The following is a 16,138-nucleotide window of genomic DNA, read 5'->3' as shown; positions in this document are numbered from 1 at the left end:
TCAGACCGCGCGCACCGCGCTGATCTCCGGCACCTGCATGCGCAGGTGCGCTTCGATCCCTTGGCGCAACATTCCGGCATCCATGTCACAATCCGGGCAGTCGCCACCGATGCGGAGGACCGCAACGCCCGTCTCACCGTCGAACTCGATGAGCTCGATCACTGCGGCATCGAGACGCAACAGCGGCCGCATTTCCGTCAGCGCTTCGCGAATCCGGCGCTCGACGGATTCGTCATCGCGCGGAGCGTGCTTCCACAAGCTCATGATGCCGAAAGCTAGGTGGGGGCCGGCTCGCCTGCCAAGTCTCGCCCCGGCGACTGCTTGCCGACGAACTCACGAGCCGCGCGCAGCACACGATCGCAGACCTCGTCCAACGAACCAGGGATGAGTGCGCCCGCGGCTCGCGCGTGACCACCGCCGCCGAATTGTCGCGCAAACGCGTTCACGTCGACGCTCCCTGTGCTCCGAAACGACGCCTTCACCTGGCCGTGCGGCAGCTCGCGGAAGAAGATCGCCATGCGCGTACCCGCCACGCTGCGCGGATACTCTGCGATGCCGTCCAGTTCCTCGGGATGTACGTGGTGTCGCTCGAGCGCGCCCGACGGCAGCGAGACCCACGACAGTCCGTACGCCACATCCACGTGCAGCGACTCGAGCGCTTCGCGAATCACGCGCAAGCGCCCAACGGAGACCGACGCGTAGATGCGGCGGTACATCTCCTCGGGATCGACGCCCGCGGCGAGCAGTTGCCCGGCCATCGCATGACACCGTGGCGACGTGTTACTGAAACGGAACCCGCCGGTGTCGGTGAGAATCGCCGTATAGAGCGCCCGCGCGATGGCGGGCGAGAGCGGAAGGTCGAGGACGCACGCCAGATCGAACACCAGCTCGCCGGTCGCGCACGCGGCGATGTCCGCCATCACGATGTCGCCCGCCGGCGCATCACTCGGCACGTGATGATCGACGACGATGCGCGGCACGTGCAGGGCGCGTACCGCGTCGGCCAGGTTGCCTAACCGGCGCACGTCGTTGATGTCGAGCACCACGAGAAGATCGATGTCCTCGATGGCGCGCGCGCCGGCGGCGCTACGCTCGTCCACGCCCTCGAGCAGAAACGAGAACATCGACGGCCACGGCGTGGGATTGACGATGCGCACCACCAGCCCGCGCTGGGCGAGCAAATGCGCCATCGCCGCTTCCGACCCGCATCCGTCGCCGTCCGCGTTGATGTGCGTCGACAGCGCCACTTTCCGCCCGGGCTTCAGCTCGGCGCCGATGCGCTCGGCCGCGGCGCGGCGCACCGACGGAACAGTCAAGAGATCAGGCAGCGATAGAGTCATGGTCTATCAATAGCAAGCGGCGCCCCGAACCGGGGCGCCGCTCTCCGTGCAAGAATCGCGCGGTCAATCCGCCGCGACGGCGGACGGTGCTTCGATGTTCTGCTGCAGCCGGGAGTGATACCGGCCGTAACCAAAGTAGATGAACAGCCCTATGACGAGCCATACGGCGAGCCGGATCCACGTGTCGAGCGGCAGGAACACCATGAGCCCCACGCAGCAGAAAATCCCCAGGATCGGAACGAGCGGGACAAGCGGCGTGCGGAATGGACGATGTAGATCCGGTCGCGTACGGCGCAGCACGATCACCGCCGCACACACGATTGCAAAAGCGAGAAGCGTACCGATGTTGACTAGTTCGCCCAGCAGCTGGATCGGAAACAGACCGGCGACGATCGCGGCAACCGACCCAGTGAGTATCGTCGTCACGTATGGTGTCTTGAACCGCGGGTGCACCTTCCCGAAGACGGGCGGGAGAAGTCCGTCGCGCGCCATCGAAAAGAAAATACGCGGTTGGCCCATCAACATGACCAGCACCACCGACGCCAGACCCAGGATCGCCCCGATGTTGACCACTTCCTTGAGCCAGCCAATCCCCGTGTGCGCGATCGCGACGTACACCGGAAACGCGACGTTGAGATCTGTGTAGTGCGCCAGGCCCGTCATGACCAGCGCCATGAGGATGTACAGAACCGTACAGATGGCTAACGATCCGAGAATCCCGATCGGCATGTCGCGTTGCGGATTTCGAGCCTCCTGGGCGGTTGTGGATACCGCGTCGAACCCGATGTACGCGAAGAAGATCACGCCTGCGCCGCGGATCACGCCGCTCCACCCATAAACGCCCGTCTGACCCGTCGTATTAGGTGGAATGAACGGGTGCCAGTTCGCCGGATTCACGAACGCGAACCCGATGCCGATCACGAGAAGGACGATCGCAACCTTCACGAAGACGATGAAGTTGTTGAAAGTCGCCGACTCTTTGATGCCGACCACCAGGAGCACCGTCATCGCCGCGGCGAGCACCAGCGCCGGCAGATTGAGCAGCGCGCCCGTCGCGTGAATGTGCCATCCACCCGTGACGGTCAGTGGTGCGTTCGACAGCGATGCCGGAATGTGTAAGCCCCACTCGTTCATGAGTGCGGTGAAGTAGCCGGACCATCCCACGGCCACAGTCGATGCACCGAACAAGTATTCCAGGATCAGGTCCCACCCGATGATCCACGCCAGGAATTCGCCCAACGTCGAGTACGCGTACGTGTACGCGCTCCCGGCGATCGGAATCATGGAAGCAAACTCCGCGTAGCACAGGCCGGCGAACAGACAGGCGATTCCGGACAGGATGAACGAGATCACCACCGCTGGTCCGGCGTACTGCGCCGCCGCCGTGCCCGTCAGCACGAAGATGCCCGCGCCGATGATCGCGCCGATGCCCAATAACGTGAGGTTCGTCGCCCCGAGCGCCCGCTTGAGTGAGCCCTCTCCCTCAGCGCCGGCCTCGTCCATGAGCGCGGCTATGCTCTTCGTCGCAAACAAACTCATTCGGGATCTCCGTCGGAGACTATGATATTGATGGATGCGCGCGCGCCACGCGACATGAAGGCAGGACTAGGCGGCGACGGTGCTACGTTCACGGGGCGCGCCCCCCTTTGTCAAGGGACACGTGCTTCGCACACCGCCGGCTACACCGAGTAGTTGGGCGCCTCCCGGGTAATCGCAACGTCGTGCGGATGCGATTCGCGAAGACCGGCCGTTGTGATCCGTACGAACTCCGTCTCCGTGCGCAGCGCCTCGATCGTCGCGCAACCGACGTATCCCATCCCGCTGCGGAGCCCGCCGACCATCTGATAGATGACGTCGGCCACAGGTCCTTTGTATGGCACCCGACCCTCGATGCCTTCAGGCACCAGCTTCTTGGGCGACATCTCGCCTTCCTGAAAGTACCGATCGGCGCTGCCGTCCTGCATGGCCGAAAGACTCCCCATGCCCCGAATCATCTTGAAGCGACGTCCCTCGAGGAGGAACGACTCGCCCGGGCTTTCCTCCGTTCCCGCCAGCATCGACCCCATCATCACCGATGAGGCCCCTGCGGCGAGCGCCTTCACGATGTCGCCCGAATACTTGATTCCGCCGTCCGCGATCACCGGCACGCCACCCGCCCCCTCGACCGCCTCGAGCACCGCCGTCAATTGCGGCACGCCGACGCCCGTCACCACACGCGTCGTGCAGATCGACCCGGGGCCCACGCCAACCTTCACCGCGTTCACACCGCGCTCGACTAACGCAGCCGCACCGTCGCGCGTCGCCACGTTGCCCGCAATGAGCTGCACGTCCGGGAACATCTCGCGAACCGTGGCCGTAGCCCGCAGCACCGACTCCGAATGCCCGTGCGCCGTATCCACCACGATCGCGTCGACTCCGGCTGCGATGAGCGCCGACGCGCGCTCCGTCATGTCGCCCGCTGCGCCGATCGCGGCCGCAACGCGCAGCCGTCCGTGCTGATCTTTGTTCGCCACCGGGAACTGCCGGCGCTTATGGATGTCCTTCACCGTGATGAGGCCGCGCAGCTTTCCAGACTCATCGACCACCGGCAGCTTCTCGATGCGATGCTGTCCAAGAGTTCGTTCGGCCTCATCGAGCGTCGTGCCCACCGGCGCGGTGACCAGTCCATCCTTCGTCATCGCATCGTGCAGCGGACGGTCGAGGTTCCGCTCGAATTGCAAGTCGCGATTGGTAATGATCCCGACTAACCGGCCCTCGCGATCCACGATCGGCACGCCGGAGATCTTGAAGCGCATCATGAGCGCGTTCGCTTCGCGGAGCGTCGCGTCCGGCGCCAGGGTGATGGGATTCAGGATCATACCGCTCTCGGACCGCTTCACGCGATCTACTTCAGCGGCCTGACGGTCGATCGACATGTTCTTGTGGATCACGCCGATTCCGCCGGCCCGCGCCATCGCGATCGCCATTTCCGATTCGGTGACCGTATCCATCGCGGCCGACACGAGCGGCAAGTTGAGCGGAATGCCGGTGGTGAAGCGCGATGTGGTGCTGACGTCCTTCGGATGCGAATGCGAATGACGAGGAACGAGCAGCACGTCGTCGAACGTCAACGCGTATCCATCGCGCACGCGCGACGCGCCCTCGTCAATGCGCGACGGCCCGCCCTCCACTGACGTGGAATGGGCGGGCCGGAGGGCTGACGCGCGAGTCGTGGTAGCCATAGCCAAAGCTACGGCGTGCACCTATACGCTGCAAGCGCGCTGAGGTGCATCGCCCCTCTACAGGAGTCGTTTGCGCAGCCGCCGGCGGACGCGCACGCGCGCACTGAACGGCAGGAAAAACGCCGCGGCCAAGAGGACCGCCTCGAGACTCTTTGGCGTTAGCTCGCGCGGATCGCCATCCCAGTGATCGGCAAGCACTTCGGCGCCGGCGTGCGAGATCAACCGGTCCAGCGCCAGCATGATCACGTAGATGTCGTCCACCTGTCCGATCAGCGGAATGAAATCCGGAATGAGGTCGAACGGCATGACCACGTAACCGATGGCGGCGCCCACCAGCACCTTGTCCAGCACGGACACACGCTCATCGGTCAGCAAGCCCCACAAGAGTCTCAGATACGACGGAATCTGCCGCACCGCACCGAGCACCGTGCGCTTTGCCGCACGCCGCGGACCGCGGCCCGACCGGCGCTCCTGTCGCTCGTACTTGTCGCGCAGCCAGGCGCCGCCGAGCACTCTGCCGCCTTGTCGCTCGAGACGTTTCGTTCTCAGACTCATGACGCACCTCCCGTCGGCTCCTGCGACTGCGTTCCGTTAGGCGAACTGGGCGCCGCCGCCGGCGACGGTGCACCGTTTTCGGATGCAGGTTCATCCGCTCGATCCGTCGATGCGGCGCGACTCGCCGTGCGTGCCGCAACTTCCATCACATCCGATGCCACTGATTTCCCCGCCGCCGCAACGCCCTGCAACACTCCCATCGCCTTGTTCAAGAGCCCCATCGTCTCTGCGATGCCCGTCGCCGAAACCCGGCCCGCCCGCAGGCTGTCCTCCACGCCTTCGGCAAAGCGCTGAAAAACGTTGGGCGTTTGCGCGGTCTTCTGCGCATAGCGCGATTCTAGGAACTCGAGGTAGTCGAGCACTTGGTAACCACGCTCATCAGGCAGCGTGTCGAGCTTGCGCAGGAGGCGATCCCGCAATGTCTCGTTCATGTCATCTACGGCAGTGACGGCGTCAACCGTGCCAGCGAACGCGGCGGCCTCGCACGTCGATATGCACGTAAGGATGACGATATCTGCGGCTGGTGTACACTCCCATGCCGCCCACCAGGTCGGGATACTCCGCTTCGACCGAGTCCACGGCCGCGGCAACGAGCCGGGCGTCTTTGCGATCGATCTTGCCGTTTCCGTCCGCATCGATCGAGACGTCGAGTGCATCGCCAAACTGATGGCGACTGTCCCTGGCGGCACGAGGCACATGCCGGTTGTACGCGGGCGTCCGGAATCCAGAATGTAGATCGAGTTCGACCGGAACATCGCCGCGCTCGCGGCCGAGCGACCGCGAGATGCGCTCGAGCACCAGCTCGAGTTTGTCGAACACACGCGGATCGATCGCCGCATACCGCGGCCACGTCTCCTGTCCGTCCCGCGACAGGAAATCGCCCAGGCGGAGGTGCGCCGATATCGGCAAGTCGACTTCGTCCGACGTCACCTTCACGAAGCCTTCGGGACGATCGGTCGAATCCGCGCGATGCCGCTCGCCGCGGTACCATCCGATCTTGTAGCCGTCGAGGGACAAACCGTGTTTTTCGTCAAACGGCACCATCACGGCGAGCGACATGCCGTCGACCACGTGCTGCTGCGTGCCGTGAATCAGCGTGAGCCGGTAGAAGCCCGGTTGCTCGGGCGCGACAAGCGTGTCGCCCGAGTAAGCGCGCGCACTGTCTTCCAACTGCGAATCAGACACGCGCTCCCACGCGTAACGTAGCGTGAGCGTGTCGTCAGGCATCGTAATCGGATAGTCGACAGCCTCGCCGGGCATGGCAACGGCAAGTCGGAGCTCGCCACTCTTACCGAGTGCTTCGGGCGCCGGTGTCGCCTCGAGAGCGAGGGCGCCGAAGGAACTGTCGACCACAAGTCGAGGCGCGGTGGCAGTCGCAAGCGCGCCCGGGGGATGATACCAGCCGATGACGCCTGCGGCGGCGCCGCCCCAGAATGTCAGCTTGAGCAGTTTTGTTAGGTGGCGGCCCGTTGCCGAGGCCGCTCGGAGCATGAGATGCCGACCGGAAGCTGACGGCCGGCCGCTGATCACCGTGCGCTCCAGCGCACGCGCTCACCGCGCGTGTCGATGTGCACGAATGGTCCGTGCGCACGAGTCGCGTGATACAGCCCCACTCCGCCGATCAGATCGGGGTGTGCTGCTTCCACGCGATCGACCGCATCGCGAATGACGCGAGCGTCCCGAAGATTCACGCGCCCGTCGTGATTGAGATCATCCATCCGGCCCGACTCGGTGTTGTCGACGAACACATCCGCCGCATCCCCATACTGGTGACGGCTGTCGCGAGCACGACCACCGCGCTTGCCCACGCCGCGTCTGTTGTACTCCGGCGTCCTGAACCCCGACATGACCGTCAGGTGTGTCACGTCGACGCCGTGCGCATTCAGATCATCGATCACGAGCTCGAGCTTGTCGACCAACTTCGGGCTCAGCGCGAGGTACTTGGGCCACACGTCTTCCTGGTCGTGCGTTAGGAAGTCGCGCAGTTGAAAGTGCTCCGACACCCAGGTGTCCTCGTTCTCCGGTGTGACTTCGATGAAGCCATCCGGATCGGCGTACATCGAGTCGCGAGACGCGTGCCGTTCGTGCGGCCAAGTGCCAAGCCAATAGGATCCGATGCGTCCCTTTTGCTTTGCGGCGAACGGCACGAGCGAGATGAAGCAGAGCGGTTGCGTTAGAGCGCTATCATGAACCGCGTAGACACCGGGCCGATCGAGTGCGCTGTCGCCGAACAATTCTTGAAGCGCATCGACGCCGTACGGATGCGACGGACTCACGAAGAGCGCGCGAAGTTTGCCGCTGCGGCCCACGAGTGAGTCGAGAAACCAGAGACCTGCTTTGGCGGGAAGCGGCGCGCGGGCCGGAATGGGCGCGTCGATCGAATCGCGCGACGAAACAGGAACGCGCGCCGCGTCAGCGCGCGGTGCCGCGCCTGCGGCCGCTGCGAGTGCGATTCCTGCACCGACGACTCGAATGGCGCGCGCGAAGCGATGCGCGCCTGTATGTGCACGGACCATCGGCGCCTCCCCGGCAACCAGACTGACGGCAACGACGGGGCCGTCTCTTGGCTTTGCGCGTCGGCTTTTCGCAGCCGACTTGCCCTTGGCAAGGAGCCCCCGTCACGACGGGGGAGGAACTTCCAATAACCTTAGGGGGGACGCACTTCGCGGTAACCCGCAACCCGTGTCTACAAGCCAACTTGACTGACCAAACGGTCAATAAATGTACACGGGCGTTCCGACCGGAACGATGCCGTACAGATAATCGATGTCTTCATTGCGCAAGCGCACACACCCATGGCTCGTCGCTTCGCCCACGGACCTGGGCTCATCGGTGCCGTGCAGGGCGTAGCCGTCACCCAGATTCAGCCGATGGCCGCCTAACGTGCCACGGTATTTGCGCTGATTCGTTCCGTAAGGCGGCACGATGATGTTCTTTCCGTCGACGATTTCGCGGCCCTCGCCGGACTCGTACGGCACTTCGTGTCCGTCCGGATATTTCTTCACGACGTCGTTGCCGTCGACCATGATCACCGAACCGTCGGCCGCCGGCACCTTCTGTCCGCGCTTGAGCATCACCACGCCGAGCTTTCGCTTCTCGGCGATCTCGAGAAAGTGCCAATCGGGCGGCACCCACACCGGGCCCGCATCCTTGCTCTGCACCGTGAGGCGGCCGCGCGGCGTGTCGAACTTGTATTCGTCGCGCCCGTCCTGCTTCACCAGCGTCTTGCCGCTGCCCACCGCGACGCGCGTCGTGTAGAACACGCTGTCGCCTAACTTGTACCACAGCCGGCGGTCGGAGATGCTCACCACGATATACGGCTTGTCCGCATCCGGGCCGGGACTCGCCTCCGCCATCGCCCGGCGCAGCGAGTCGGCCGTCACGCCGGCATCGCGCCGCACCTGGTCGAGCAGATCCCAGTTGCGGTTGAACACGATCCGGCTGATGTCCCGCCGGTACCGCACTTGCAGCGTCGAATACAGAAATGCGCCGGACGCCGCCGCCACGACCAACGCGATGCCGCCCAGCACGTACGCACCGCGCGAAATCGAGCGAAACGGATTCATCGCCCGATCCTCGCAGCGCCCGACACGCCCTCAGTAGAAATAGACCACCATCCCTTTGGTTACGTTAGGCACGATCGCCTGCAGGTCCTCCGATCGCGCACGCACGCTGCCCGGCATCGTGTACGACGAATCGTTGAGGGGCCCGTTGGTCGGCAGCGAGTAGATCACCGTGCCGCCATCCAGCACGATCGCCACGGGGCCCAACGCTTTCGTCAGCGTCCGCCGCGCCGCCGGCGGCGGCGTGAGTCCGCGATCCGTATACACCCACTCCGGCACCTGCCAGGAATCACTGTCGCTCAGCACCGCCTGCACGGCGCGCGCTCCGCGCGGGATGGCCAGATGCACGGTGTCCGGCGCCGTCCCGATTCGGCGCTCAGGTCCCATGCGGATGGGAATCGATCGCAGGAGCGCGCCCTGACGTTCCAGGTACATGCGGCCGCTGTCCACCGACACCGCGAGATGAATCTCTTTCCCCCAGCGAGCCTGCCGGCGGATCAATTCCATCTCCATTTTCAGCCGCTTCGACCGCGAGCTCAGAATCGCATCGGCGCGCTGCCGCTCGAACTCGTCCATTCCCGCGCGAAGCCGCTGCGTTTCGGCTTCATATCGACCGCGCTTGTACAGCAGCCAGCCATCCAACGCGCAGCAGGCAATGATGAGCAGCACGATCGCCGACAACAGAGCGCGATGGTTGCGACGGAATCCGGAAAACGTCGGCCTGGCCGGCGGCGGCGGCTCGCTCGGGACGAGCCGCCGCACCGATGGGTCGTTCGGAGGCTGAGGCGAAGTCACCTGGCTGTAATGCTGAGTACGTCGAGCAACGGCACACCTGAAGGTTCACTGCGACCTGATCTGACCCGCGCCGTCACAGTGATCGCTGCGAGAGGATCGATACGCTTGGCCTGATCGACCAGCGACGGCGGCAGAGCCAGGTACAGCAAGGAATTCTCCTGACCGGGTCCGCGCGCCAAAATGTACGGTTCGTCCGGCGCCATTCCTTTTCGTAACGGGTCCGCCGTCTCAACGGCGATCTTCTGGACCACCCACCGAACCACCTGCCCCCGATATCGATCGGGCTGAGCGCGGAGGTCGGCCGCGCTGATCATCGTCAGCACCGTGCTGTCGGATGGACCGAGGTCCTGAGCCCGAACCCATCCTTCTACCTGCACGCGGACCCACCCCCGATCGCGCGCCACAGCGGTTACTCGCGCGCTCGAGTCGATGGTGCCGAGGCTCCCCGCGTCCGGCGCCATGTACAGCGTTGCGCGTCGCTCGAGCGCCAACGCCATGACCGCCTGCGTTGCGCTGTCCGGAGCAACGTCCCCCTCGGCGACGGCGGTGCTGTCACCGCCAGACGTGCTGGCTGGCGCGGCACCACGCGCCACTGTCGTTGTCGCCGCAGATTTTCGCGGCGTCGACACCTTCTTCGATGGCGCTGCCTTTCGCGCTGCCACCTGAGGCGCGTTCGCATGCAGCGAGCTCGTGGCCAACCATCCCGTCCGACGCACTCGAATCCAGTCGCCGCGTGTGCCCACTTTCGTGAGACCGGTTCGGTCAGCGACGAGCGCCAACACGCGTCCCGACTTCGAAGGCGTCGCCCGCAAGAGAGCGCCACCGTCGGCTTTGACCGAGATCGAGTAGCTCCCGCGACGCCCGTCAACTACGCTGCGGTGTAGATATCCCTCGAGCGTGACCTTGGACCATCCGCGCTGCGATGCGGTCGGCGCCACCGTCGCGCCGCTTCTCACCTCCGCGACGGCACTTCCTTTCGGCGCATCGCGCAGCGCGGTGTGGGAAGTCACGGTTGATTGCGCAGTAAGACACACCGGGGTGAGCAGCACGCCGGCGATCCAACTCGACCAAATCGCTGGATGGGGAGTGTGAGTGCGCATACATTTTGGGCGGCGCACGGCGCGTCGCAGTCTACCCTTAGGATTTAACACGGCAAAGATGGCAACTCAGGGGGCGAAAAAGCGGCCGGTAGTGCTGATCGTGCTCGACGGCTGGGGCTATCGTGCCGAACGCGAAGGGAATGCTATCGCCATGGCCCGCACTCCCACCTGGGACGCACTCTGGAAAGGGCATCCGCGGACGCTGCTCGAAGCCTCGGGTTTGGCCGTGGGACTCCCGCGCGGTCAGATGGGCAACAGCGAGGTTGGGCATCTCAACTTGGGTGCGGGACGTGTCGTCCCGCAAGACATCGTTCGGATCGATGCCGCTGTCGAGAGCGGCGATTTTTTTCGCAACGAGGTCTTCGTGGACCTCTGTCGCGAGACTAAGAAGCGATCCGCCACCCTGCATCTCGTTGGGCTGATCGGCAACGGCGGCGTGCACGCCGTCGACAGGCATCTCTTCGCACTCATCAACCTCGCGTCCAGGCTCGAGGTGCCGCGCGTGGCGATCCACGCGCTACTCGACGGTCGCGACACCATGCCCCGCTCCGCGCTTCGCTATATGCAGGAGACGCTCACGCGCGCGTCGGGTAAAGCGGTCATCGCATCGTTGGGCGGACGGTACTACGGGATGGACCGGGACAAACGCTGGGATCGCACCAAGCTCTGGTACGATGCGATGGCGCTTGGGCACGGGCCCCAGGCCCAGGACCCCGTTGCCGCCATCCAAGCCGCGTATTACCGGGGCGAGAGCGACGAGTTCGTCAAACCGGTCGTGATCGCGCAGGACGGTACGCCGGTGGCGCCGATGCGCGACGGCGACGGCGTCATTTTCTTCAATTATCGTGCGGACCGGATGCGCCAACTCGTCCGCGCCGTAACGAGCGACGAGTTCGAGGGGTTCGAGATCGCGAAGCGTCCCAAGGTACGCGCCGCATCGATGACGATGTACGACGAGACCTTCACGATTCCCGTCGCGTTTCCGCCGCTCGTGCTCTCGCAGATCGTCGCCGAGGTGCTGGCCGAGCACGGACGCACGCAGTTCCGGACGGCGGAAACGGAGAAGTACGCGCACGTGACGTATTTCTTCAACGGCGGCTTCGAGTCGCCGTATCGAGGCGAGATCCGAGAGCTCGTGCCGAGTCAGAAGGTCGCGACGTACGATCTCGCGCCTGAGATGAGCGCGAATCCGGTGACCGACGTGCTGTGCCGCGCGATCCGCTCGCGCGAGCACGACTTCATTCTGTGCAACTACGCCAACGGCGACATGGTCGGCCACACGGGCGTGATTCCGGCGGCGATTACCGCCGTGGAAACCGTCGATGCGTGCCTTGGCCGCGTGTTGACCGTGGCCGATGAGGTCGGGGCGCGGGTGATCGTGACCGCGGACCACGGCAACTGTGAAATGATGATCGACCCCGACACCGGCGGCCCGCACACGGCGCACACGACGAATCCCGTTCCGTTGGTCATCGTCGACCCGGACGGCGAGCCGCCCCTGCGCGGCGGCGGTGCGTTAGGCGACGTCGGCCCGACGCTGCTCACCATGCTCGGCCTCGAGCAGCCCGTCGAGATGACCGGGCGGGACCTGAGGCAAGCTCACGCGCATACCCCTCGTGCAGGAGTCCATCCGTGAAGCGCACCTGCGCTGTTCTTTCGTTGGCCGCCGTCGCGGCAGTGGCGACGGTCGCACCGGCGCAGGTCGGCTATCCGCCAACCGCCAGCCCGTATCAGGATTTCTCCAACAAGCAGGAATTCACGATCTACAGCGGGTGGTTCACCGGCGCCACTGGACGCGCCGGCGTCGGGCCGCAGGGGGGGCCGCTGCTCGGCGTACGCTACGGCCTCAAGTTAGGCGGACCGGTGGAGATGGACGCGCACGTCGCGCGCGTGTTCACCCAGCGGGATGTGGTGTCGCCCGGCGTGCTCGGACCGACGCGAAACCTCGGCACCTTCTCGCTGCCGCTGTACCTGGCCGACATCGGTCTGACGTTCAACATGACAGGCGCCAAGAGCTGGCACCACCTCGTTCCCACCTTCGGGTTTGGCGGCGGTGTGGTGTCCGACGCCGGTACGGCCAAGGACATTGGCGGCTTCCAGATCGGAACGGCATTCGCGATCACGTTCGGCGCCGGCCTGCGCTACGTGCCCGGCGGCCATTGGTCGCTGCGCGCCGAGCTCTCGGACGACATGTATCAGGCCCAGTATCCGAATTCCTATTTTGCGGCGCCGCCGGGCGGCAAATCGGTGCTTCCGGCCTCGTCGCCGCAGAACCAGTGGCTGCACAACGGCGTGCTCGCGTTAGGCATCTCGTATCTCGTCGGGCGCTGAGCCCCGCCTTCGCATGGCAGGCGCCGTCGCCCAACTCAGCCGTCGCGTCGATTTCGCCGCCGCCCACCGCTATCGGCGGCCGGACTGGAACGAGGAGCGCAACCGCAGCGTGTTCGGCGCCTGCGCCAACCTCAACTATCATGGGCACGATTACGCGTGCACGGTGACCGTCCGCGGCGCCATCGATGACACGACCGGAATGATCATCGACCTCGGTCTCCTCGACCGCATCCTGGACGATGAGATCTTTGCCCGCTTCGATCACCGCAACATCAACCTGGACGTCGCCGAATTCGCCGATGGAGGGCTCGTGCCCACCGGCGAGAACATCGCCCGGTTCATCTTCGAGCGCGTCCAGCCGCGCCTGCCCGCCGGCGTCGAGCTCGTGCGCGTGGATGTCGCCGAAGATGAAACGCTGTCGGCGACGTTCGGCGTGCGTTAGGCAGCCGGTGCCGGCGCCGCCGTCGCCTCCGTGACCAGCGCCGGCCCGTGCACCGGCGTCATCCTCGCCGGTGGAGCGGCGCGCCGGTACGCCGGCGCACCCAAAGGCCTCGAGCGCGTGGGCGGCCGCCGCGTGATCGATCGCGTCGCCGATGCGCTCGCCATTGCCGCCGATGACCTGCTGCTCGTCGCGAACGATCCGGCGGCCGCTTCCTGGATACCTGGCCTGCGCGTCGCCACGGATGTGCGGCCCGGCAACGGAAGTCTGGGCGGCATCCACGCCGCGCTCACACATGCCCGTACACCCGTGCTCGTCGTTGCCTGGGACATGCCCTTCGTGTCCGCTCCTCTGCTGACCGCCCTGCGCGCGCTCGGCCGCGACGCCGACGTCGCAGTCCCCGAAAGCGCATCGCCACGTGGTGTCGAGCCGCTGTGCGCATATTATGATCCAGCGTGCGTGGCCGCCATCGAGCGCCGCCTCGATGCCGGCGACCGCCGCGTCGTCGGGTTCTTCGACGAGGTGCGCGTCGCGACACTGCACGACGCGGACGTCCGCGCCTTCGGCGACCCCGCGGTGCTGTTCATGAACGTCAATTCACCGGACGAGCTCGCGCTCGCAGAGCGATATGCCGCACGCATCGACGCCGCCCATGGTGGCGATCATCGGCCGGAAGCACCACGGTAAGACGACCCTCACGGTGCGCCTCGCCGCGGAACTGCACCGACGCGGGTATCGCGTGATGACCATCAAGCACGGCACGCACACGTTCGAGATCGATCCCGAAACCACCGACACCTACCGCCACTATCACGAGGGACTCGCTGAAAAGGTCGCGATGTCCGCACCCGACAAGTTCGCGCTCATCGAGCGGTGGACCGACCCGTTAGACCCGGAGGACATCGCGCGCCGCTACATGGCCGACGCCGACATCGTCTTGTGCGAGGGATTCAAGCAGTCCGCGCTGCCCAAGATCGAAGTGTTCCGCACCGCCGCGGCCGTGCACGAGCACGCGCCGCTCTACGACCTTGCGTCGCCGCAGGCATCCACGTACCTCGCCATCGTGACCGACACGCCGGGGATCGCTCCGGGCGTGCCGGAAATCTCCTTCGCCACATCGGAGTGGTTGGAGGCGGTGGCTGATCTCGTCGAGCGCCGCGTGATGCGGCGCGGGAGTGAGTCGAAATGAAGGTGTGTCGCACGCCCGCGGTGGTCGCGGGCCTCGTCGCGTTGGGCTGCGCCTCGGGCGGAACCCATCCGAGTCCGGCGCCGCAGCCGGCCGCGCTTCCTGCGTCGCAGATGGCCACGAGTGCCGCGCCGCCATCGCCGCTCGAAGTGTTGCGCACCGGTATCGATTCGATGATCGCGGACTCGGTGTTCCGCAATGCCAACTGGGGCATCCTCATCGTCGATCCGGACGGGGGCGACACGCTCTACTCGCACAATGCCGGCAAGTTGTTCATGCCGGCGTCGAACATGAAAGTGATCACCGGATCCGTGGCGCTGGCTCAGTTAGGCCCCAACTTCCAGTTCCGCACCACCTTCGTGGCCGACGGCCCGGTCTGCGACGGTACGCTGCACGGCGATCTGGTGGTGGACGGCCGCGGCGATCCGAGCGAAAGCGACGCCATGCGCGGCGACGCCCTCTCCGCCATGCGCGACATCGCCGACTCCCTGCGCGCACGCGGCATCGATCGCGTCGCGGGCCAGGTGCTGAGCGGCTTCGATGCGTTTCCAGGCCCAACGTTGGGCTACGGTTGGTCCTGGGACGACCTCGATGCGTCCTACAGCGCGGGCGTCGACGAATTGTTCTTCAACGAAGGCGCCGCCCGCATGGTGATCCGCGGCGGACGCAAACCCGGCAGCAAAGTGAGCGTCGCCGTGCTGCCCACGCCGCGCTATCCCACCGTGCGCGTCGCCGCACTCACGGCATTCCCGCCCGAATCCCTCGCCTCCGGCAGCGGCGGCCGTCATCGGTTCTCGCGACTGGATGGCGAACTGCACACGTCGCTCGACACCCTCACCGGAACTGTCGTGCTCACCGGGTGGATCGCGCCCGATGTCGTCGACACGATGGACGTCGTCTATCCCGATCAGAATACCGCGTACCTCGAGGCGCTGCGCGGAGCGCTCATCGAACGCGGCGTCGTGCTCCGCAATGTGAAGGAGCGGAAGGGATTCGGCGGTTGCGGCGCGCATCGGGCTCGCGCCGCGCCGCCGATGGCCGACACCTTGTTCACCTACCTGTCGCCGCCGCTGCGCGACGTGCTGCGCGCGATGGCCAAGCCGTCGCAGAACCAGATCGCCGAAATCCTGTTGCGCACGATTGGCCTCGAGCGCGCGGGCTCGGGCACGGCCGACAGCGGCATCGCCGTCGTGCGTCGCCAGCTGCTCGCCTGGGGCGTGCAGCCGGATGGCTTCGTCCAACGCGACGGCAGCGGCCTCTCGCGCTACGACTACCTCACGCCCGAAACCCTCGTGCGCGTGTTGGCATCGATCCGCAAGGACACCGCATTCAGCGCATTTTACGACGCGCTGCCGATCGCGGGCGTCGACGGAACGATCGGAAACCGCATGCGCGGGACGCCCGCGCAGGGCAACGTGCACGCGAAAACGGGATTCGTGGCGAACGCGCGATCGCTCAGTGGCTATGTGACCACCGCCGACGGCCACATGCTGATCTTCAGCGCGCTGTGCAACAACTGGACGACATCGGTGCGCGAGATCGAGCGGGTGCAGGACGCCATCGCGGTCGACCTGGCGTCCATGCGCCTCGGCGGCGGCACCCCGTAGC

17 protein-coding genes and 1 riboswitch are annotated in these 16,138 nt (G+C 65.6%); of the genes, 6 read left to right on the top strand and 11 right to left on the bottom strand.

Going from position 1 to position 16,138, the window contains the following annotated elements; translation table 11 throughout:
* The 11 genes from VFW04_06910 to VFW04_06860 form a co-directional block, all read right to left on the bottom strand.
* Complete coding sequence (locus tag VFW04_06910; protein HEX5179041.1) at positions 1–264, bottom strand: NifU family protein; 264 nt, start codon at positions 262–264, stop codon at positions 1–3.
* Between the two features lie 11 nt (positions 265–275).
* Entirely contained in the window at positions 276–1,340 is a 1,065-nt protein-coding gene (locus VFW04_06905; GenBank protein ID HEX5179040.1) for a DHH family phosphoesterase, read from the bottom strand.
* A 63-nt stretch (positions 1,341–1,403) separates the two neighbouring features.
* Positions 1,404–2,879, bottom strand: coding sequence for an amino acid permease (locus VFW04_06900; protein ID HEX5179039.1), 1,476 nt, complete (start codon positions 2,877–2,879; stop codon positions 1,404–1,406).
* 140 nt (positions 2,880–3,019) lie between these two features.
* Positions 3,020–4,561: an IMP dehydrogenase gene (gene guaB / locus VFW04_06895; GenBank protein ID HEX5179038.1), complete on the bottom strand. Its 1,542-nt coding sequence runs from the start codon at positions 4,559–4,561 to the stop codon at positions 3,020–3,022.
* A 57-nt stretch (positions 4,562–4,618) separates the two neighbouring features.
* On the bottom strand, positions 4,619–5,116 hold the full coding sequence (locus VFW04_06890) for a YkvA family protein (protein HEX5179037.1): 498 nt from the start codon (positions 5,114–5,116) through the stop codon (positions 4,619–4,621).
* On the bottom strand, positions 5,113–5,547 hold the full coding sequence (locus VFW04_06885; protein HEX5179036.1) for a DUF2281 domain-containing protein: 435 nt from the start codon (positions 5,545–5,547) through the stop codon (positions 5,113–5,115). Before VFW04_06885 ends, VFW04_06890 begins: the two co-directional genes overlap by 4 nt.
* A gap of 22 nt (positions 5,548–5,569) precedes the next feature.
* Positions 5,570–6,607 carry a hypothetical protein gene (locus tag VFW04_06880; protein HEX5179035.1) on the bottom strand — a complete coding sequence of 346 codons (1,038 nt, stop codon included), beginning with the start codon at positions 6,605–6,607 and terminating at the stop codon, positions 5,570–5,572.
* Between the two features lie 35 nt (positions 6,608–6,642).
* Positions 6,643–7,632 (bottom strand): D-Ala-D-Ala carboxypeptidase family metallohydrolase, encoded by a 990-nt coding sequence (locus VFW04_06875; protein HEX5179034.1) that lies wholly within the window; start codon positions 7,630–7,632, stop codon positions 6,643–6,645.
* Positions 7,633–7,641: 9 nt separating this feature from the next.
* A riboswitch (cyclic di-GMP riboswitch) is annotated at positions 7,642–7,726 on the bottom strand.
* A 104-nt stretch (positions 7,727–7,830) separates the two neighbouring features.
* Complete coding sequence (locus VFW04_06870; GenBank protein HEX5179033.1) at positions 7,831–8,682, bottom strand: L,D-transpeptidase; 852 nt, start codon at positions 8,680–8,682, stop codon at positions 7,831–7,833.
* A 30-nt stretch (positions 8,683–8,712) separates the two neighbouring features.
* The gene (locus tag VFW04_06865; protein HEX5179032.1) at positions 8,713–9,474 is read right to left on the bottom strand and encodes a hypothetical protein; all 762 of its coding nucleotides are present in this window, start codon (positions 9,472–9,474) and stop codon (positions 8,713–8,715) included.
* Positions 9,471–10,484, bottom strand: coding sequence for a hypothetical protein (locus tag VFW04_06860; GenBank protein HEX5179031.1), 1,014 nt, complete (start codon positions 10,482–10,484; stop codon positions 9,471–9,473). The genes VFW04_06865 and VFW04_06860 overlap by 4 nt, the downstream gene beginning before the upstream one ends.
* A gap of 148 nt (positions 10,485–10,632) precedes the next feature.
* Here VFW04_06860 and gpmI point away from each other — a divergent pair, with 148 nt between their 5' ends.
* Genes gpmI through dacB form a run of 6 tightly spaced genes read left to right on the top strand, consistent with a single transcriptional unit; the run spans position 10,633 to position 16,137 of the window.
* Positions 10,633–12,210 carry a 2,3-bisphosphoglycerate-independent phosphoglycerate mutase gene (gene gpmI / locus VFW04_06855; protein ID HEX5179030.1) on the top strand — a complete coding sequence of 526 codons (1,578 nt, stop codon included), beginning with the start codon at positions 10,633–10,635 and terminating at the stop codon, positions 12,208–12,210.
* On the top strand, positions 12,207–12,905 hold the full coding sequence (locus tag VFW04_06850; GenBank protein HEX5179029.1) for an outer membrane beta-barrel protein: 699 nt from the start codon (positions 12,207–12,209) through the stop codon (positions 12,903–12,905). The genes gpmI and VFW04_06850 overlap by 4 nt, the downstream gene beginning before the upstream one ends.
* A 13-nt stretch (positions 12,906–12,918) precedes the next feature.
* On the top strand, positions 12,919–13,347 hold the full coding sequence (locus VFW04_06845) for a 6-carboxytetrahydropterin synthase (protein ID HEX5179028.1): 429 nt from the start codon (positions 12,919–12,921) through the stop codon (positions 13,345–13,347).
* A 30-nt stretch (positions 13,348–13,377) separates the two neighbouring features.
* Positions 13,378–14,031: a molybdenum cofactor guanylyltransferase gene (locus tag VFW04_06840; protein HEX5179027.1), complete on the top strand. Its 654-nt coding sequence runs from the start codon at positions 13,378–13,380 to the stop codon at positions 14,029–14,031.
* The gene (gene mobB, locus VFW04_06835; GenBank protein HEX5179026.1) at positions 13,997–14,533 is read left to right on the top strand and encodes a molybdopterin-guanine dinucleotide biosynthesis protein B; all 537 of its coding nucleotides are present in this window, start codon (positions 13,997–13,999) and stop codon (positions 14,531–14,533) included. Before VFW04_06840 ends, mobB begins: the two co-directional genes overlap by 35 nt.
* On the top strand, positions 14,530–16,137 hold the full coding sequence (gene dacB, locus VFW04_06830) for a D-alanyl-D-alanine carboxypeptidase/D-alanyl-D-alanine-endopeptidase (protein ID HEX5179025.1): 1,608 nt from the start codon (positions 14,530–14,532) through the stop codon (positions 16,135–16,137). The genes mobB and dacB overlap by 4 nt, the downstream gene beginning before the upstream one ends.
* The last annotated feature ends 1 nt before the right edge of the window (position 16,138 follow it).

The organism is Gemmatimonadaceae bacterium (assembly GCA_036273715.1).
Classification (GTDB): Bacteria; Gemmatimonadota; Gemmatimonadetes; order Gemmatimonadales; family Gemmatimonadaceae; genus JADGGM01.
The sequence above is the reverse complement of the archived record's forward strand: the minus strand, read 5'-3'. Positions and strand labels throughout refer to the sequence as shown.